General features: G+C 54.2%; 22 protein-coding genes. 18 read left to right on the forward strand and 4 right to left on the reverse strand.

All coding sequences use genetic code 11. The annotated features are described in order from the left end of the window. Window positions 1-147: 147 nt before the first annotated feature. The 4 genes from ACL02P_RS01840 to ACL02P_RS01855 all read left to right on the forward strand — a co-directional run bounded on the left by ACL02P_RS01840 (window position 148) and on the right by ACL02P_RS01855 (window position 2,413). Window positions 148-435 carry a hypothetical protein gene (locus tag ACL02P_RS01840; protein WP_028537377.1) on the forward strand — a complete coding sequence of 96 codons (288 nt, stop codon included), beginning with the start codon at window positions 148-150 and terminating at the stop codon, window positions 433-435. Window positions 436-864: 429 nt separating this feature from the next. Then, complete coding sequence (locus ACL02P_RS01845; RefSeq protein WP_339299699.1) at window positions 865-1,797, forward strand: peptidoglycan recognition family protein; 933 nt, start codon at window positions 865-867, stop codon at window positions 1,795-1,797. Between the two features lie 20 nt (window positions 1,798-1,817). Further along, window positions 1,818-2,096, forward strand: a complete 279-nt coding sequence (locus ACL02P_RS01850; RefSeq protein ID WP_009224256.1) for a holin — start codon at window positions 1,818-1,820, stop codon at window positions 2,094-2,096. Window positions 2,097-2,146: 50 nt separating this feature from the next. Beyond that, window positions 2,147-2,413, forward strand: a complete 267-nt coding sequence (locus tag ACL02P_RS01855) for a hypothetical protein (RefSeq protein ID WP_412836720.1) — start codon at window positions 2,147-2,149, stop codon at window positions 2,411-2,413. A gap of 241 nt (window positions 2,414-2,654) precedes the next feature. Here ACL02P_RS01855 and ACL02P_RS01860 read toward each other — a convergent pair whose 3' ends face one another. Next, window positions 2,655-2,768 carry a putative holin-like toxin gene (locus ACL02P_RS01860; RefSeq protein WP_232282255.1) on the reverse strand — a complete coding sequence of 38 codons (114 nt, stop codon included), beginning with the start codon at window positions 2,766-2,768 and terminating at the stop codon, window positions 2,655-2,657. A 367-nt stretch (window positions 2,769-3,135) separates the two neighbouring features. Between ACL02P_RS01860 and ACL02P_RS01865 the strand changes: the two genes are divergently transcribed. From ACL02P_RS01865 to ACL02P_RS01890, 6 genes are all read left to right on the forward strand, one after another. Beyond that, window positions 3,136-4,248 (forward strand): amidohydrolase/deacetylase family metallohydrolase, encoded by a 1,113-nt coding sequence (locus tag ACL02P_RS01865; RefSeq protein WP_412837305.1) that lies wholly within the window; start codon window positions 3,136-3,138, stop codon window positions 4,246-4,248. Further along, window positions 4,214-5,317, forward strand: a complete 1,104-nt coding sequence (locus ACL02P_RS01870; protein WP_412836721.1) for a DgaE family pyridoxal phosphate-dependent ammonia lyase — start codon at window positions 4,214-4,216, stop codon at window positions 5,315-5,317. The genes ACL02P_RS01865 and ACL02P_RS01870 overlap by 35 nt, the downstream gene beginning before the upstream one ends. A 1-nt stretch (window position 5,318) precedes the next feature. Continuing rightward, entirely contained in the window at window positions 5,319-6,074 is a 756-nt protein-coding gene (gene dagF / locus ACL02P_RS01875) for a 2-dehydro-3-deoxy-phosphogluconate aldolase (protein ID WP_412836722.1), read from the forward strand. Beyond that, complete coding sequence (locus tag ACL02P_RS01880) at window positions 6,067-7,089, forward strand: sugar kinase (protein ID WP_412836723.1); 1,023 nt, start codon at window positions 6,067-6,069, stop codon at window positions 7,087-7,089. Before dagF ends, ACL02P_RS01880 begins: the two co-directional genes overlap by 8 nt. Before the next feature lie 11 nt (window positions 7,090-7,100). Continuing rightward, on the forward strand, window positions 7,101-7,823 hold the full coding sequence (locus ACL02P_RS01885) for a GntR family transcriptional regulator (protein ID WP_009224250.1): 723 nt from the start codon (window positions 7,101-7,103) through the stop codon (window positions 7,821-7,823). 204 nt (window positions 7,824-8,027) lie between these two features. Next, on the forward strand, window positions 8,028-9,047 hold the full coding sequence (locus ACL02P_RS01890; protein WP_009224249.1) for a glycosidase: 1,020 nt from the start codon (window positions 8,028-8,030) through the stop codon (window positions 9,045-9,047). Between the two features lie 94 nt (window positions 9,048-9,141). On the opposite strand, the gene ACL02P_RS01895 is transcribed toward ACL02P_RS01890, so the two are convergent. Continuing rightward, window positions 9,142-9,867: a hypothetical protein gene (locus tag ACL02P_RS01895; protein ID WP_412836724.1), complete on the reverse strand. Its 726-nt coding sequence runs from the start codon at window positions 9,865-9,867 to the stop codon at window positions 9,142-9,144. A 3-nt stretch (window positions 9,868-9,870) separates the two neighbouring features. After that, the gene (locus ACL02P_RS01900; protein WP_412836725.1) at window positions 9,871-10,617 is read right to left on the reverse strand and encodes a glycoside hydrolase family 88/105 protein; all 747 of its coding nucleotides are present in this window, start codon (window positions 10,615-10,617) and stop codon (window positions 9,871-9,873) included. Between the two features lie 236 nt (window positions 10,618-10,853). Here ACL02P_RS01900 and ACL02P_RS01905 point away from each other — a divergent pair, with 236 nt between their 5' ends. The 7 genes from ACL02P_RS01905 to ACL02P_RS01935 all read left to right on the forward strand — a co-directional run bounded on the left by ACL02P_RS01905 (window position 10,854) and on the right by ACL02P_RS01935 (window position 16,105). Next, window positions 10,854-11,513 (forward strand): class II aldolase/adducin family protein, encoded by a 660-nt coding sequence (locus tag ACL02P_RS01905; RefSeq protein WP_323077231.1) that lies wholly within the window; start codon window positions 10,854-10,856, stop codon window positions 11,511-11,513. 17 nt (window positions 11,514-11,530) lie between these two features. Continuing rightward, the gene (locus ACL02P_RS01910; protein ID WP_412836726.1) at window positions 11,531-11,833 is read left to right on the forward strand and encodes a hypothetical protein; all 303 of its coding nucleotides are present in this window, start codon (window positions 11,531-11,533) and stop codon (window positions 11,831-11,833) included. Continuing rightward, window positions 11,817-13,112, forward strand: a complete 1,296-nt coding sequence (locus ACL02P_RS01915) for a rhamnulokinase (protein ID WP_412836727.1) — start codon at window positions 11,817-11,819, stop codon at window positions 13,110-13,112. The genes ACL02P_RS01910 and ACL02P_RS01915 overlap by 17 nt, the downstream gene beginning before the upstream one ends. Continuing rightward, window positions 13,106-13,537: an L-fucose mutarotase gene (fucU, locus tag ACL02P_RS01920; protein ID WP_412836728.1), complete on the forward strand. Its 432-nt coding sequence runs from the start codon at window positions 13,106-13,108 to the stop codon at window positions 13,535-13,537. The genes ACL02P_RS01915 and fucU overlap by 7 nt, the downstream gene beginning before the upstream one ends. A 124-nt stretch (window positions 13,538-13,661) precedes the next feature. After that, window positions 13,662-14,396 (forward strand): SDR family NAD(P)-dependent oxidoreductase, encoded by a 735-nt coding sequence (locus tag ACL02P_RS01925; protein WP_412836729.1) that lies wholly within the window; start codon window positions 13,662-13,664, stop codon window positions 14,394-14,396. A 56-nt stretch (window positions 14,397-14,452) separates the two neighbouring features. Beyond that, window positions 14,453-15,430, forward strand: coding sequence for an aldo/keto reductase (locus ACL02P_RS01930; protein ID WP_016311327.1), 978 nt, complete (start codon window positions 14,453-14,455; stop codon window positions 15,428-15,430). Window positions 15,431-15,451: 21 nt separating this feature from the next. Next, complete coding sequence (locus ACL02P_RS01935; RefSeq protein ID WP_412836730.1) at window positions 15,452-16,105, forward strand: ThuA domain-containing protein; 654 nt, start codon at window positions 15,452-15,454, stop codon at window positions 16,103-16,105. Between the two features lie 119 nt (window positions 16,106-16,224). Here the strand turns inward: ACL02P_RS01935 and ACL02P_RS01940 are convergent, their stop codons facing one another. Next, complete coding sequence (locus tag ACL02P_RS01940) at window positions 16,225-16,347, reverse strand: hypothetical protein (protein WP_412836731.1); 123 nt, start codon at window positions 16,345-16,347, stop codon at window positions 16,225-16,227. 261 nt (window positions 16,348-16,608) lie between these two features. Between ACL02P_RS01940 and ACL02P_RS01945 the strand changes: the two genes are divergently transcribed. Further along, entirely contained in the window at window positions 16,609-18,690 is a 2,082-nt protein-coding gene (locus tag ACL02P_RS01945; RefSeq protein ID WP_412836732.1) for a bifunctional aldolase/short-chain dehydrogenase, read from the forward strand. Window positions 18,691-18,747: the final 57 nt, after the last annotated feature.

Below are 18,747 nucleotides of genomic sequence, written 5' to 3' on the forward strand. Positions count from 1 at the left end.
GGTTACGGTTACCAAATTGGTAAAAAAGAGGGTGGAATACACTCTATCCAAACTTTTCTTGGACAAGCTCAATTGAAGATAAGGAAGATGGGGATTTCCAAAATGGTAATAAACTTCGCTTAAAGAAACTTAAGAGAGGTGAGATTTATGGACATGACTGCACTAACTTCGATCACATCGGCCTTAGCGGCAATTAGTGGGATAGCATTAGGGTGGGCCGGGCGCTCGAAAGCGATGCGGAGGGAAGCTGAGGAAGCGGCTGAAGCTGAGGCGATGAGACGAACAGAGATCGTAAATCTCAAGAGACTCATTGACGACATGAAAATCGAGCAAAAGCTGCAAGGCCAGCGATTTGAAGCCTTCTCCGAGCGGCTGACCCGAGTCGAGGAATCGGCGAAACAAGCCCATAAACGGATCGATCGGCTGGAGGAATAAGCTCTTGGGTATGATTGAGGTATATGGAAGAGTATGCTAAGATAACAATAGAAACAAGGAGGCTGCGCCACAGCCTCCCCGGTACAACACTTGGGTGGGAAACCTCCAAATGTTCATCAGAGAATAACCCGCACCGTGGCGCTAACCTGGGCGGGTTATTTTCGTTTATATCAGATAAGTAAGCAGTGCAAGGACAAACATGCCAAGCATGATCACTTCCGAAAACGAAAATTGCAAACGTATCACCTCCCATCGGGAGGCGATACTGTCCCACCCAAGTTCAGTTGTACATGCTAAATTATACCAGAGTCTGCTAAATTATCGCAGGCTCTTTTGTTTTATTAAGAAAATCCTAGATTCGTACTCACAAGTGCACAAGCGAAGGGGGCACCTTGCGGAATAGCATAAATGGAAGGGGTGAAATCGCTTATGGATACACAAAAGTACCGAATTGAAAGGCGATACATTGCAAAGCGGCCTAATGTCCGGCCAGGGACGAGGTTGACGACGGGAACCCCGGAGTTTTTTGTGGCGCATGACACAGGGAATCCGGGGGCAACGGCGGACAACCACTATGCCTATTTCAACTCGCTGAAGGATCGCACGGCCTCGGCCCATGTGTTTATTGATGATACAAAAATCCTTGAAATTATCCCGACAGGTACCGGCCCCGATCCTGCGGAGAAAGCCTGGCACGTGCTGTACAACGTGAAGACGGACAATGATTTATTTGGCTATGATGCCAACGATGCGGCCATCGGGGTGGAATTTTGCTACGGCGGGCGCATAAAATTTACGGAAGCGTACAAGCGGTATGTCTGGTATTTGGCTTATTGCTGTTACAAATGGAACAAGAACCCTTACGTCTTTATTCCATCTCACAGGCAACTTGACCCGGCGCGAAGACAGGATCCCGACAAAGCTCTGGCTACAGGCGGGAAAACGATGAACCGATTGCTGGACGATATTTCAGCCGAACTCAAGACCATGCGTACGCCTAGCCCGACGTCAAACTCGAATACGTCGTTTACGCCATTGCCCGCTTCCATCGCCCAGTCGCTGATCGACAACTATGTTTCACCCGCATGGTTTGCTTCACGTGCCAAAGGGGATCAGGTTGGCATGACGCATTTTCACAATTTGGCGAACAATCTTCGGGTGGCCTCAGGGATTCCGCTAGCCTCTTCGTCCACCCCCGGCCCACTGATTCCGCTGCCAAAAAGCAATGCGCAGGAAATCATCTTCCGCTGGCTATCGCCGGCTTGGTTTAAGGCACGGGACGAAGGAAATATGGCACGGGCGCAGCATTTTCACAATCTGGCGAATTACCTGCGCCGGGCTGCGGGCATCCCAGAGCAATAAGAAGGAGGGAAGTCATCGTTATGCAAAACGAGATTTTAACCAATGTATTGGCGTTTGCCTCGGTCTTGTCCGTATTTGTATTAGCTTTGGTGCAACTCGTGAAAACGACCTTCAACCTGCCCAAAAATCTAATCCCTTTCATCGGCGTGATTATCGGCGTACTGGTCGGAGCAGCGGCGTACCCATTTACGGAAATGGAGCTGGTGCTGCGACTCTGGGCGGGCGGTTTGGCGGGTTTGTCGGCCACCGGATTGTTTGAACTCGGGAACAATCGCCAGGGAAGAACGAAGGACAAATGAGGGGCTTACGGTCATAGAGCAGCATGATCTGGCTTGGAGGCCATTTCCACTTGAATAAAGAACATTTGTTTGCATATAATACAAACAAACGTTCCTATTTGGAGATGATCCTGGTGGAAAAATACATCGGTCGAACTGTAGAAATCATCTACGTTGACCGTACAGGCAAGATCACGCAGCGGCGGATCGAAGTTCATGATGTGCGGGGCGGTTTGGTTCGGGCGTCATGCCTGACTTCCCATGCCCCTCGGGCTTTTCGGATCGATAACATATTAGCTTGTGTACCTGTGGCAAAAGGGCGGCATACTGCCTCCTGAGCCTCCTATATTTTGGGCCGTTCGCTTTGCGAGCGGCCCTTATTTTGCATTTTTCAAATCAGGATGGTTGGTAGGTGCATTGTCAATACGTTTTTCTTTGTGATAGAATGAAAGCAAATAATCTCCATAAAATAAAGAGTGAAGATGCGGGAACATCTTCACTCTAACAACAGCCGCTTTGAAGAGCGGTCGGCTGTAGTTGGTAAAAGGAATAGACCCTTACCTACCACAAATGGGGGGTCTATTTCTTTTTGTTTTGGTTTGACGTAGCTACGATCGTAATGACCAAACCGATGAGTGCTATTAATAGCGCTCCGAATTGGATCATCAGAGACAGTGCGTCTTTAACCTCCACAGGCATCACCTCCCATCGGGGAGACTAGCCGACCACCCATCTAAGCCTTCTGTTGTCAGGACTATTATACCATATTTGGTAGAGTTAGTATAAAAGCTGCGAATTACTAGAATCCCCCGGTCACTTGCAAAGTGATACGGGGGTTTTTTTGCTTAATGCACAGTGTAAATTTACAACTTTTTCGGATATTATCGTAATTTCGTGGGATATTTCATGAACTCCCGGGAGGTTAAGATTAAATTAAGCGTAAGAGAAATGCAACAGCAAAACATTATAACGTTATATTCTCAAGAGCGAAATTCCGTGTTATGCTAAATCCAATCGGAGGCAGGCATGACAACGATCCATTAAAAAGAGGCGAGCTATGATGAAGGAAAGAGTCGTTTACCGCCATCTCAAAAGAGTTAACGGGGAAGAGATCGACATCGTTATCGAGGACGGCATCATCGCTGAGATCACTGGAGCCGGTCAGGCTCGCGGCGATCGGGAATGGGATGGGACCGACCTATACGTGTCCAGCGGTTGGATCGATATGCATGTCCACGCGTTTCCGGAATTCGACCCGTACGGCGACGAAATTGATGAGATTGGCGTGAAGCAGGGCGTCACGACGATCATTGACGCCGGCAGCTGCGGCGCGGACCGGATTGGCGATCTTGTGGCCAGCGGCAAGCGGGCGGAGACCAATTTGCTGGCTTTTTTGAACATCTCGCGGATCGGTCTGAAACGCATCGACGAGCTGTCTGAATTAGCTTGGATCGACCGTGAGCTCCTGAAGGCCGCGCTCGCCGATTATCGCGACTCCATCGTTGGCCTGAAAGCGCGAATCAGCCAAAGCGTAGTCCGCGAAAACGGGGTCACTCCGCTGCGCATCTCGCGGGAGCTGTCGCTTGAGACAGGAATGCCGCTTATGGTGCATATCGGATCGGCGCCGCCCGATAGCAGGGAGGTCATTCCGCTGTTGCAACGAAAAGATATCATTACCCATTATCTCAACGGTAAAGCGAACAATTTGTTTGACGAAGCGGGCGAACCGCTCCCGGTGTTAACCGAGGCGATCGGCCGAGGGGTGCATCTTGATGTGGGCCATGGCACGGCGAGCTTCTCGTTTCGGGTGGCCGAGGCGGCGAAGCGACAAGGGATCCACCCCGACACGATCAGCACCGACATCTACCGGGGGAACCGGCTGAACGGTCCGGTGTACAGTATGGCCAATGTGTTAAGCAAATTCCTCTATCTCGGTTATCCGCTTGAAGAAGTTATTGCTGCGGTAACCACTCGTGCCGCACAATGGCTGGGCCGAGAAGAGCTTGGCCGTATACAGGTCGGGGACCCGGCCCATTTAACGTTGTTTGCCGTTAAGGAAGAACCTGTGGAACTCGTTGATTCGGAAGGAGAACGGCGCGTCTCGAACCGCCGTATCGAAGCTAAAGGAGTGATCGTCCATGGAAAATTTATTGAATGCAAAGTACGGGCTTAAGCGCGTGATCAACGCCAGCGGGCGGATGAGCATCCTTGGTGTATCCGCGCCAAGTGACACGGTGATGGAAGCGATGAAGCGCGGCGGCCAAAGCTACGTCGAAATCGCCGACCTCGTTGACAAGGCGGGAGACTATGTCGCCAAGCACGTGGGATCGGAGGCGGCGGTGGTCGTAAACTCGGCCTCCAGCGGCATCGCTTTATCGGTAGCGGCGATTGTGACGCAGGGCGACCGGCGTAAAAGCTTATGTCTGCATCAGGAGGAAATCCCCCGTAACGAAATCATTATGCTGAAGGGCCACAACGTGCAGTACGGCGCTCCCGTGGAAACGATGGTGTACCTCGGCGGCGGCAAGCTGGTTGAGGTTGGCTACGCTAACGAAGGGCGGGCCGAGCACATCGAAGACGCGATCGGCGACAGAACCGCGGCGATTCTATATGTGAAATCGCACCACGCCGTGCAGAAGAACATGATCTCCGTCGAAGAGGCGTGGGAGGTCGCGAAACGGAATCAAATACCGATGATCGTCGACGCAGCGGCGGAGGAGGATCTGCAAAAATACGTGAAGTTCTCCGACTTGGCCATTTACAGCGGCTCCAAGGCGATCGAGGGCCCGACCTCCGGTATCGTTGCCGGAAAACGCACGTACATCGAATGGGTGAAGGTACAGCTGCACGGCATTGGTCGGAGCATGAAGGTGGGCAAGGAAACGACCTTTGGTCTGCTGCAAGCTCTGGACGAATACGCCGTCAAACCAGACAACAGCGAGCGCGAGAAAGAGGCTTTGCAGACCTTGATGCCGTTGAGTGAGCTCCCGGGAATCCGGGTCTCCATCGTGCAGGACGAAGCCGGGCGAGCGATTTACCGGGCCCGGGTGCAGGTCGACCCGCAGCAAGCCGGAATGACGGCGAAGGAGATGGTACATGCGCTGCAAACCGGCGAAATTGCCATTTACACCCGGGATTATGGAGTTAGACAAGGGTATTTTGATATCGATCCTCGCCCGCTGATGGGGGACGATATCCAGATCATTGCCGCAAAAATTCGCGAATTGGCAGGAGGACGTTAAGATGTCGCAAATCGCAAAACGTTTTTATAAAAATCGGGTAGCCCTCAACGTACTAGCTAAAGATATTGCGAACGCCAAGGCAGTGTTCGAAGCCGCGGAAGGTCATGTTCTCGTTGGGGTCCTTTCGAAGGACTACCCTACCGTTGAGGAAGCCGTAACAGCGATGCAAGCATACGGCCGGGAAATCGACGATGCGGTGTCGATTGGCCTTGGCGCCGGCGATAATCGCCAAGCGGCAGTTGTTGCCGAGATCGCCAAGCGTTATGCCGGCAGCCACATCAATCAGGTGTTCCCGGCTGTTGGGGCGACCCGGGCGAATCTTGGCGGGCAAGACAGCTGGATCAACAGCCTGGTATCCCCGACAGGGCAACCGGGATACGTGAACATCTCCACCGGTCCGGCCAGCGCCGCCCAGGAGAAGCCGGCGATCGTTCCGGTTGAAGCGGCGATCGCGCTGGTGCGTGATATGGGCGGCAACGCGCTCAAATATTTCCCGATGCAAGGCTTAAGCCGCGAAGAAGAGCTTCGCGCGGTGGCGGATGCTTGTGCGAAGGAAAATTTTGCGCTGGAGCCGACCGGTGGAATCGACCTGGACAATTTCGAGCCGATCCTGCGCATTGCCTTGGAATCCGGCGTACCGCAGGTCATTCCGCACGTATATACCTCGATCATCGACAAGGAGACCGGTTACACCCGCACCGAAGACGTGCTGCAGCTGACCAAAATCATGAAACAGCTGGCGGATGCTTATGCCTAACCGCCGCATAGCAGCCTTCGGTGAAGTGATGATGCGTCTGCAGGTCCCGGGGTACGAGACGTTAGCGCAGGCGGATACGTTGAAGTATTCTTTTTCAGGTACCGGAGTAAATGTGGTGTCGGCCTTATCCCGCTATGGGCATGTTGGTGCACTGGTTACGCGGTTGCCGGATAATCCGCTGGGCGATGCCGCCGTCGCCTATCTACGCAAGCTGGGCATTGACACCGCCCACGTTGTCCGGGGAGGCAAGTACGTAGGCATGTACTTTTTGGAGAACGGCTTTGGTGTGCGTCCCAGCCGCGTCACATACTCGAACCGGTTGGACAGTAGCTTTAACACCGCGCCGGAAGGAATCTACGATTTCGAAAACATCGCCGCCAGCATGGAGGCGATCCATTTCGACGGGATTACGCTGGCAATGAACGACGGCGTACGATCCCACATGAAGGCGCTCGCCGAAGCGGTTAAGCGGCAGGGGGGCAAGGTGATTTTTGATTGCAACTACCGGCCGTCCCTTTGGGGAGAAGGCGGATATGCCCAGGCGAAACCGCATTATGAAGCGATGCTGCGGTTGGCGGACATCGTGATGATGAATGAAAAAGACGCGCTGCTGACCTTGGGAATGGCCACGGACCAACAGGACCGGGAGGAGCAGCTGAAGGAGCTGATTCCGGCCGTGGCAGCAAACTACGGCATTTCCGTAATTGCCGGAACGCACCGCCAAATCCACCGCAACAATACGCATTCGCTGCGCGGATTTCTGTACAAGGGGGAACGTTTTGCGTTCTCTGATCAGCTCACGTTCTCCGTCTATGATAGAATAGGGGCAGGAGACGCTTTTGCGAGCGGGATTATCCATGGGGAGTTGCAGGGCTTTGCCCTGGAGAAGACTGTCCGGTTTGCGGCGGCAGCGGGCATGCTGGCCCATACCGTGCCGGGCGATACCCCGATGGCGACGGAGGCCGAAATCCTTCGGGCGATGGAGCAATCCGCCGCTGGCGATGTGGAAAGGTAGGGAACAGGTTCGTGATGTTGTCCCGCAAAGATAGACCGTTATATTTACAAATCAAAAACATCTTGAAGGAACGTATCTTACACGGCGTATACCCGCTAGGTTCGAATATCCCTTCTGAGCCTCAGCTGGAGCAGGAGTTTGCTGTCAGTAAAATCACCGTCCGCGGTGCGATTCAGGAGCTCGTCCAGGAAGGCTATCTGGAGAAGGGCAGCGGCAAAGGCACCAAAGTGATCCGCAATAAAGCCGCCTCCAAGTGGTCGAAATGGAAGCACTTCACGGAGATTCTGGTGGAGGAAAGCCATCAGATCCGCAAGGAGTGGCTTCGCGCTGAGACGGTGCGCAACGAGGCGGGCTCCGAGCTTCACCAGCTGTTCGGGGAGCGTTGCTTGAAGCTGGAACGTGCGTATTATCTCGACGGTGAGCCGTATATTTTTTACGAGCATTATTTGGCCGCCCCTTGGAAAGAACCCTCGGAACCGGAGCTTGAAGATTTCCGCGACCATTCGCTCTATGAAGTTCTGGAGGAGTGGGGCGTATCGCTGGACAAGCTGAGGGACGAGTTCGCGGTGTCGCTTCCGCCAGCCGAGGCAAAGCAGTTTTTGCGGTTAGCCGACGGGGTGCCCGTGCTCAAGCGTTCGCGTTATTCGCGGGATGTCCAAGGAAGACTGGCCGAATATAGCATCGGCTACTATAATACGGAGCTGCAAAGTTACATCGTTGATTATGACGCATAACGCGGCTGCTCGAATGAACATCAGGCCCCAGATTGTTGCTCTAAATGCAACGACCTGGGGATTTTTTATGCGAAAAAAATGATCAGAAATTATTCAGATGTTTTCGAAAGTTTATGGGATATTTCCGCCAGAACGCCGGGGCTATAATAACAATACAGATTTTTATATCTAGATTGTTATAGGGGTTTAGGAGGAGGAGCGCAGATGAAGATCACGAGACATCCGGAAAATCCAATCGTGGTACCGGGCGGTTTTGAATGGAGAAAAGTAACCGTATTCAACCCGGCGGTGATCATCGATAACGGCAAATTTTATATGATCGAACGGACGGCGGGATCGCTGACACCGTGCAAAAACTACCTGGGGTTGTTGGAAAGCGAAGACGGTGTCCATTTCACCCACGTAAAGGACGAGCCCATCGTTACGCCGGACATGCTGGGGTTCCCGTACGGCAGCGTGCAGGACCCGCGGATCGTTAAAATCGACGATACGTTTTATATGAACTATGCGCTGCGTCCATGTGCAATGAGCTACTATCCGACGGGACGAGGCGTTCCAGAGCGTTCGATTCCGAAATACCCGGACGGATGGGGCGAGCAGGAAGGCCATTGGTTGACGCGTTCATCCATCCTTGCCTCCAAGAACCTGATCGACTGGGAATTCGTCGCCGACACGACGCCGCTGGACATCAATGACCGCGACAACATCCTGTTCCCCGAGAAGATTAACGGCAAGTTCGTGCTGCTGCGGCGGCCGGAGGAATACGTAGGCGAAGCGTACGGCACGGAAAAAGCGGCGATGTGGATCACCTACTCCGAGGATTTAATCCATTGGGAAGAGCCGAAGCTGCTGGCGAAAGCGGAGAACATGGCTTGGGAATCGCGCAAAATCGGAGGATCGACGCCGCCGGTGCGGACGGATCGCGGATGGCTCGTGCTCTATCACGGCGTGGACGACGAGGTGGTTTACCGCGTGGGGGCTATGCTGCTGGATCTGGAGAACCCGGAGAAGATCATCGCCCGCACGAAAAACTTCATCATGGAGCCGGAAACGTACTACGAAAAATTCGGCTACCAGATTCCAAACGTCATTTTCCCGACGGGGAATGTCGTCAAAGACGGGTTGCTCTACATCTACTACGGGGTAACGGATACCGCGATCGCGCTGGCGACAGTGCCGCTGGATGAACTCGTGGATTATATTCTGAATGAGCCGCAAGACTAAAGGTTGCCTTTGAATAACCGCACTAAAGCGGTTTTTCAAAGAGTAAGACTTGCAAACGCTTCCCATAAATTATGTGAAAAAATATGACATGAATTTACGGGTTTGACAGGATATCCTTTAAAAATCGGCTGAATATTTCGGATATAATCGAAAATTTATGGGATATAGTCGATCGGAGTTGGCTTTTATAATAAGTCATATAACAGGTGTCGAAATAAAAGCGTTCATCTCCTGTTATGTTTATGGAAGTCATCAAAAATAACAAGAGAAGAGGGTTGATTATGGGCAAAACAAACAGAGGCAAGAAATGGGTATTGCTCGGTTTGGTTGCGGTGCTGACGCTGTTCGCGGCGGCCTGCGGCAAAGAAAACGCGTCAGGCGGTAACAGCACCGGCAACGCCGGCGGCTCTGCGCCAAGCTCCTCGGCCAGATGATCAGAGATCTTCTCCAACATGCTTGTAACGTAGTACGCGAAGCCCGGCCCGAAGCGCTTCCACGGATAACCGCCCCGGGGAGGGTCCGCAGCCTGCGGGGAGGTTTTAAACGTGCCGTGGAAAATTTCGTCCGGCGCATCGAATTGCAGGTTCAACACCTCATCCAAAACGGCGCAGGCACGTTCCACATCTCCTTCACCGTTCCGGATCAACAAACCGACAGCGTAGTGCGCACTGCCGCGGGTCGAATGCCACTCGCTCCGCCCGTCCTCCGCATTTCGCAGCATGTGTTTTGCCTCGTCATAATGACGATCCATCTCCTCCATCGCCTGCTTCACCAAAAACACTTGCTCCGGTGTCATTTGCTCCAGCATGCTGCTCGCCATCTTTCATCTTCCTTCCTTGCTAGACCTCAGGGCCTTCAACCGCAACACTTCCACAGCAGCCAGCATCATAATGCCGATGCCGTGATTGTCGTTTCGAACCGTCCGCAGATCCTCCATATAATAATCCGGAGAGAAGGAATACCGGGAACCGCTGCAAACGCCATGTACATTGCCCTGGCGGTCAATCACCTGCGCGGCGAGCCCTCTCCAGCCTTTAAGCGCCGCCTCGATGTAAGGCCCCTCACGATCAAGCCAACCGAAGCGGACGCCACGTGAAAAGGCATAAACGAACATCGCGGTACAGGAAGCCTCCAAATACGCATCTGGCCGATTGAGGACCTGGTGCCATAACCCGGAATCGGATTGAAGTGCGGCAATGCCTTGGCTTAATTCACGGAACATCGTCAGCAGCTCCTCCCGATCCTCATGCGTTTCGGGCAGCCGCTCCAGCAGCTCGCTTAACGAAAACAGTACCCAGCCATTCCCCCGCCCCCAAGGGATTAGGGTTGGTTGGCCGTATTTAAAATCATAAACATGGGACATGACCTGCTGATCGCTCATATACAAATAACGCTTAAACCGTAAAAACTGCTTCGCCGCTTCATTGATGGCGTCAGCCTCACCCGTCACCATCGAATAACGGGTGAGAAATGGGGCGCTCATATACAAATCGTCCGCCCACATCGTATCGGCCGAATATTCTCCTTCACAACGCCGGTAAAAAGCTCCGCTGATGCATCTGTTTATCACCCATTATTACGGGTATCGTTATGGCAATGAAGCGTGGATTCGTCATGCTGACCATGAAGCCGATCGGTTCCTTGAGGAATTCGCCGAATTCAACACTCTCGCGGAGTTTAATTCGACCACCTATTACGGAGTCGACCTCACCGTGCTCGGCTTAATCCGTAAATTTGCTCGAACCGATCGTTTCAAAGCGATAGGACATACGATTACAAGCATCATAAAAAAAGGAGAACAACGCAATGCAAAACATGGAAACGCGCCAAGAACTGTGCAAATATGCCCGCAAAATCGTAGCGAGCGGGTTGGTTGTAGGGCCGGGCGGCAACATCAGCGCCCGGGCCGGCGACAAGATGTACTTGTCGCCCAGCGGCTTCGCGCTGGAGGAGATCGAGCCTGAGCAGTGGATCGAAGTGGATATCCCAACCGGGGAGGTGACCGATATCGGCCTGCGCCCGTCGTCCGAGGTGCTGATGCATCTTTACGGCTACCGCCAAAAGCCTGACATGGGAGCGATGGTGCATACGCACCCGGCCCATTGCATCGCTTTTACGCTGATTGAGCGGGAGTTGCCGATCATGTTCCCGGACCAGGCCGCATTGGTTGGCCGAACGGCATTTATCCCTTATTTGATCCCAACCACGGAATTGCTGGCGAACGCAGTCGCCGAGAAGGTGAATGAGGCGAGCTCGATTTTGCTGGGGAACCATGGGCTGGTGACGACAGGCCGAAATTTGCGGGAGGCCTACTACCGGACCCAGGTTGTGGAGGAGAGCGCGAAAATTTACTTAAGCGCGAAAGCGGCGGGAACGCTTGTCCCGTTAACGGATCAGGAGGTCGCAGATATCGCCGCACTTGAAAGCGAAGACTACCGGATTGCGCTGCTTCAAAAAATGAAGTGATCGGACGGTGAAAACGCATGTCATCGGAACAACAACACGTTCCTTGCGTCCTCGCGTTTGACTTGGGCGCGAGCAGCGGCCGGGCATTCATTGGCGAGATCCGTTCCGAAAGCCCGGATAACTCTACTGGTGCCACTGCTGATGCGCCCGGCGTTCGGAAGTTGCACATCACCGAGATCCACCGTTTCCCGAACGTTCCGGTTCAGATCGGCGGGCACCTGCATTGGGATACGCCGATGCTGCTGCGGGAGATCAAAACCGGCATTCGCAAAGCGTTCCAGGCCGGATATCGGCCGGAGAGCTGTGCCATCGACACCTGACACCTGGGGCGTCGATTTTGGCCTGTTGGATCGAAACGGCGAGCTGTTAGGCATCCCGTACCACTATCGGGATCGTCAAACCGAAGGGTTGGTCGAAGAGGTATCCGCCCTGGTTGGTGCGGAGCGATTGTTCCGCGAAAGCGGACTGCAGTTTATGCCTTTTAACACGTTATATCAGCTATATGCCATGAAAAAAGCCGGATCCCCCAAGCTCGACTTGGCCGAAACGCTGCTGTTGACGCCGGATCTGCTGAGCTATTTCCTGACCGGTCGGCGGGTCTGCGAATTTACGATGGCGACCACGACGGGGCTGTTCGACCCGGGGCGGGGCGCGTGGAACTCCGCGTTGATGGAGCAGCTGGGCATTCCAAGCACGATCTTCCCCGATCCGGTTCCCCCAGGGACCGTGATCGGGGAACTGACGGCGGAGGTGTGCGCCGAGCTTGATGTGCCGCCGATCAAAACAATCGCCGTCGCCTCGCACGACACGGAGTCCGCAGCGGCGGCGGTACCGGCAGATTCGCCGGCGTTCGCCTACCTTGTCAGCGGCACCTGGTCGCTGCTGGGGACGCAAATGGCGAAGCCCTTGCTGACGCCGGCGGTGCTGGAGCGGCAATTTTCCAACGAGGGCGGCGTAGACGGCACCTACCATTTGCTCAAAAACATCATGGGCCTATGGATCCTCCAGGAATGTAAACGCAAATGGGAGCAGGCCGGCGAAGCCTATACCTTCGCCGAGTTGGTGGAATTGGCGGAACGGGCCAAGCCGCTGCGCAGCTTGATCGATCCGGATGATCTGCGGTTTATGAATCCGGCTGACATGCCGGAAGAGATCCGGGCGTATTGCCGGGAAACCGGCCAGCCGGTGCCGGATTCGCCGGGGGCCTTCGCCCGCTGCATCCTCGAGAGCCTGGCACTCCGCTACCGCCAGGTGCTGGAGCAGGCCGAGGAGCTGACCGGCTCTCGATTTGCCGGGCTGCATATGGTGGGCGGCGGCATTCAAAACGAACTGCTCTGCCGCTTAACTGCGGAGGCGATCGGCCGTCCGGTATGGGCGGGACCGGTGGAGGCCAGCGCGATCGGCAACCTGCTGGTCCAGCTGCGGACCGGCGGCTGGCTTAAAGACCTGCAAGAAGGCCTGGAATTGGTGAAGGCTTCATTCCCGTTTCAAGTGTATGAGCCGAAGCAAGAGACAGAGCCGGAGAACGAGAAGCGCACAGCCCTCTGGGCTGCCGCTTACGAGCGATTCGAACGACTGGGGAGGTCGATCCTATGTTAAAGGGCATATCCAGCCTGCTTTCGCCGGAACTGCTAAAAATATTAATGGAGATGGGGCATTCGGACGAGATTGTGCTTGCTGACGGCAATTTTCCAGCCGCGAGCCATGCCCAGCGATTGATCCGTTGCGACGGCCACGGAATCCCCGATTTGCTGGAAGCGATCCTGCCGTTGTTCCCGCTCGACAGTTACGTGGACCATCCGGTCGCATTGATGGCGGTGATGCCCGGTGATCCGGTGGAAACGCCAATCTGGGACGAGTATCGCAGGATCGTAAGCCGTCACCATCCAGCGGCTCAGCCGTTTGAAGAGGTCGAACGGTTCGCTTTTTACGAACGGGCCAAACAGGCGTATGCGATCGTCTCTACCGGGGAGAAGGCGTTATACGCTAACCTAATTCTGAAAAAAGGCGTTGTCACATTGTAAAGCTCATACTCGCAGGGGGCTGCCGAAAGGCATGCCCTCTTTTATCGTTGGATAAAAGCGTTTACAATAAAAGAGATTGCGGCCTTCTCAGGAAGAACGGGCGGGCTTCGAAGGAGAGGAGTGGATGGCAATGAGGTATACGGCATTGGTGACCGGCGCTGATTACAGCATCGGACTGGAATTGGTGCGCAAACTGCTGGAGGAAGGGCACCAAGTCTTTGCCGGGAGATTTAACCACAAGGAACAGGCGTTGCCGGAGCTGGCTTCAGCGTACGGAGAACAGTTGACCCTCGTGGATCTGGACGTGGGCAGCGATGCCAGCGTACAGGCAGCAGCAGCCAAAGTGAAGGAGCATACGGAATCGCTCGACCTGCTGATCAATAATGCGGCGATCTTGGGCGATATTGAAACGACGGTGCTTGGCGAACTGAACTTTGAAGAAATGCTGCAGGTGTATAACGTGAACGCGCTAGGAAGCCTGCGTATGACAAATGCATTAATCGGGCTGATCCTGAACAGCAACGGTCGCACGATCGCCAATATCTCCTCGGAAGCAGGCAGCGTTGGCCAGTGCTACAGAGACAGATGGTTCGCTTATACGATGTCGAAGGCGGCGGTGAATATGCACTCGAACGTCGTACACAACGGCATAAAGGCGCAAGGAGGACAAGTGCTGGTGCTGCATCCCGGTTGGGTGCAGACCTTTATGCGCGGCGAGAAGGATGCCGCGGCTCCCCTCACACCGGAGCAATCCGCTGGCAAACTGTGGGGCATCATCCGCGAGGCGATGGAACGGGAGGACAAACCTCTTGAGAAGCCCGTATTCCTCGATGTGGATGGACACGTTTTGCCGTGGTAGGTTTAGAGCCTTTTTTTCGTTCGTGAACTTATTCTATAAAAATGGAGGAATCAGCAATGGAATATACGTATTTGGGTCGTTCCGGATTAAAAGTGAGCAAGCTGTGCCTGGGCACGATGAACTTCGGAGTGAACACCGACGAGAAGGAAGCGTTCCGAATCATGGATGCGGCGCTGGACGCGGGAGTGAACTTCTTCGATACGGCCAACATTTACGGATGGGGCAAGAACGCCGGAAAGACTGAAGAAATCATTGGCCGCTGGTTCGCCCAAGGGGGAGGACGCCGGGAAAAAGTCGTGCTGGCGACAAAAGTCCATGGCGATATGAGCGATCCTTTGGATGGTCCAAATAGTCCGGCAGGGTTGTCTTCCTACAAAATCCGCCGACATCTGGAAGGCTCGCTGCGCCGGCTGCAAACCGACCATATCGAGCTGTACCAAATGCATCACATTGACCGTAACGTATCCTGGGATGAACTGTGGGAAGCGTTCCAAATTGCGATTGTCCAAGGAAAAATCGGTTATGTCGGGTCCAGCAACTTTGCCGGTTGGGACTTGGTGAAGGCGCAATATGAGGCGAAGAACCGCCATATGCTTGGCCTCGTCTCGGAGCAGCACAAATATAATTTGCTTTGCCGTTTACCGGAGCTGGAGGTGCTGCCGGCGGCGGAGCATCTCGGGATTGGCGTCGTAGCCTGGAGCCCGCTTGATGGCGGATTGCTGGGCGGCAACGCGGCGAAGAAGCTGGCGGGTTCGCGCACAGCGAATGACAACCGCTACGAGAAATTCCGTACGCAGCTTGAGGCGTTTTCGGCACTTTGCCGGGAGCTGGGTGAAAGCGAGGCGAACGTGGCATTAGCTTGGACACTGGCGCATCCGGCGATGACTGCACCGATTATCGGACCGCGTACGTTGGAGCAGTTCCAAGATACGCTCCGTGTGGTCGAGATCAAGCTGGATGAAGCGGTGATGAAGCGATTGGATGAAATTTTCCCAGGCCCAGGCGGTGCAGCACCTCAAGCTTATGCTTGGTAAAAAGAGAGGGGGAGACGGAAGATGAGTCATGTGCGGAAGCAAGCCTTGGTGATCGGGAATAACGCGGATGCGCCGTATCATCCGCTAAATGCCGTGCAGGAACGGTTACAGCAGATCCTGAAGGAGGATTTCGAGCTGACGGTCAGCCTGGACTACGACCAGTTGGCTGGAGACTCGCTGGAGAACTACGACCTCTGTATCTCGTACACCGACCGCTGGGAGGAGGCGGTTAGCGCAGAGCAGGCGGCGGGACTGCTCACTTACGTAGCGAACGGCGGCGGTCTGCTTGTCGTGCACAACGGAATTTCGCTGCAGGTGCGCCCGGAGCTGGCTCAACTGATCGGCGCTAAATTTACGGAGCATCCGCCTTACACAGAGCTGGAGTTTGGGGTGGCAGCTGACTTTGGGAATGCAAGCCATCCGGTTGTGGAGGGAATCGAGCCGTTTACGCTGGCAGAGGAGCCTTACCGCTTCGAATTTGATCCGTTTTGTGCCAAAAAGGTGCTGCTCACATACCGCCATGAGGGCCAGGAATGGCCGGCGGCTTGGGCGCATTCTTATGGACTTGGCAAAGTGGTGTTCCTGATGCCGGGGCATCATCTGCCTTCGTTCCAGCATCCAGAAGTGGCAAAGCTGCTGCGGGGCGGAGCCAAGTGGGCGGCAAAAGCAAAATAAGTTGAAAGAAGAACTGATCCTATAGCACTTCAGTTGCTTATGGGGATCAGTTCTTTTTTTTGATGGGAGAGGGTGGGGGAGGAGGTACTCGCTGCCGGTCTTTTTAACGATTATCCCGTTTAGACAGGTGAAGAACTCGGGGCTCCGTTCCCCATTCCCCGTTTCCCCCTGCTGGTTGCCCATTGCTCGTTGCCTGTTACCCGCTGCTCGTTGTCCGTTGCCCATACCACGTTCCCCGTCATCTACTGCCGATTCTCCGTTCCTCGCGGCCAACAACGATTCCTTCTCGGAAACTGAGCCTCCCGAGACCCTGAAATCCAGAGCTCCTGAGCGAGAGGGATAATGGTGCAAAAGAGGGGGCTATGGGGGACAACAGAGGCAGAGAACAAAGTTAATTTTTTGTGAAAGCGCTATACCCAAAACAACCCAAATCGTTTAAAATTAAAACAAACAAAAATAAAGAAAAAACCAAACAAAACAAAATGGAGGTAATCGAAGGGATTATGGTACAGAACTTATGGGACTCATCTAAAGCAGCGGTTTTATCCTCGGGTTTGGAGCAGCTCGTCTACCGTTCGAATCTGCTTGGTGCAGATCGCCGGGTATGCAACTGGGGCGGCGGCAACACGTCAAGCAAAACAATCGAAAAGGACTTCCGCGGCAGGGACGTCGAGGTCATGTGGGTGAAGGGCAGCGGCTCGGATCTGGCGACGATGAAAGCGGGCAATTTCACCGGATTGCGCATGGACGATATCCGTCCGCTGTTTGAGCGGGAGGAAATGACAGATGAAGAGATGGTGGCTTATCTGGCGAATTGCATGATCGACGCCAAGCACCCTCGGGCATCGATTGAAACGCTGCTGCATGCATTTTTGCCGTTTAAGCATGTGGACCATACGCATCCGGATGCGATTATCAGCTTGTGCTGCTCCGACAACGGCCAAGACATTGCCCGGGAAATCTATGGCAACCGTTTCGTCTGGGTTCCCTACATCCGTCCAGGGTTCACGTTGTCAAAAATGATCGCCGAAGGTGTGTTGGCCAACCCCCATGCGGAGCTGGTGCTGATGGAGAAGCACGGATTAGTGACCTGGGGCGAGACGCAGGAGGAATGCTACGCCAAAACGATAGCCATTATCAATGAAGCGGAAGCGTATATTGAAGCAAAAAGCGCTGCTCAAGCCGAGGAAGGCCGCGTATTTGGCGGGCAATCTGCCAAGCCGTTGGAAGCTGAACAACGCCGGGCGATTGCTGCCGAGATCATGCCGCTGGTTCGGGGGCTGGCCAGTGGGGAGAAGCCGGTCATCGTGACGTTTGATGATGAGGCGGATGTGCTCGAATTCGTTTGCAGTCGGGATGCAGGCGAGCTATCACAGGTTGGCGCCGCTTGTCCCGATCACTTGGTGCATACCAAGGTGGTGCCTTTGTTCATCGACTGGAAGCCGGATGCCGCCGATGTCGCCGGTTTGAAGGAGAAGCTGAAGGCAGGCACCGCGGAGTACAAAGCGCAGTACCAGGCTTATTTCGAACGCAACAAGCAGGCGAATGACGTGATGTTTGATGCGGCACCGCGGGTAATTTTGATTCCTGGCATCGGGATGTTAAATACTGGAAAAAGTTGGGTGAATTCCAAGCTCAGCGGAGCGTTATACCATCGGGCGATCGCGGTGATGAAAGGCGCGACGGCCATTGGCCGTTTCGTATCGCTCAGCGAAAACGAATCCTACAACGTTGAATATTGGCCGCTGGAGTTGTACAAATTGTCGCTGGCTCCTGCCGAAGCTGAATTTTCGCGCAAGGTTGCGTTTATCACTGGAGGCGCTGGCGGCATCGGAAGCGAAACGGCACGCCGATTGGCGGAAGAAGGGGCTCATGTCGTGCTGGCGGACCTCAATCTGGAAGGGGCGCAAAAAGTTGCAGCCGAGATCAACGCCAAATACGGAGAAAATCGAGCGTTGGCCGTGAAAATGGACGTAACGCAGGAGGAGCAGGTTGCACAGGCGTATGCCAAAACCGCTTTGACCTACGGTGGAGTTGATATTATCGTCAACAACGCTGGTTTAGCCACGTCCAGCCCGTTCACCGAAACGTCGCTGCAGGAATGGAATCAGAATATGTCGGTGCTGGGAACGGGATATTTTCTCGTTGCGCGGGAAGCGTTCAAGCTGATGAAGGAGCAGGGGCTCGGTGGAAGCATGGTGTTCATTGGCTCCAAAAACTCCGTATATGCCGGCAAAAACGTTACGGCCTACAGCTCCGCCAAGGCGTTGGAGGCTCATTTAGCCCGCTGTATTGCGGCGGAAGGGGGAGAACTTGGCATTCGGGTGAATACGATTTTGCCGGATGCGATTTTGCAGGGCTCGGCGATTTGGAACTCCAACTGGCGGAACGAACGAGCGGCCGCTTATGGTATTGAGCCGGATCAATTGGAGGAGTATTACCGCAAGCGTACGACGCTGCTGGTTAATATCTATCCGCGAGATATTGCGGAAGGGGTTGCCTTCTTCGCTTCGTCCAAGGCGGCGAAAACAACCGGCTGCATGCTGACGATTGACGGCGGTGTTCCGGCGGCTTTTGTACGGTAAGGCAGAATCTTTGCGAGTGAGGATTCGATTCTGAGTTGGGGATCAAATCATGGGAGG

Origin of the sequence: Paenibacillus sp. MB22_1 (assembly GCF_047200555.1) — a bacterium.
In the GTDB taxonomy this organism is placed as follows: Bacteria; Bacillota; Bacilli; order Paenibacillales; family Paenibacillaceae; genus Fontibacillus; species Fontibacillus phoenicis.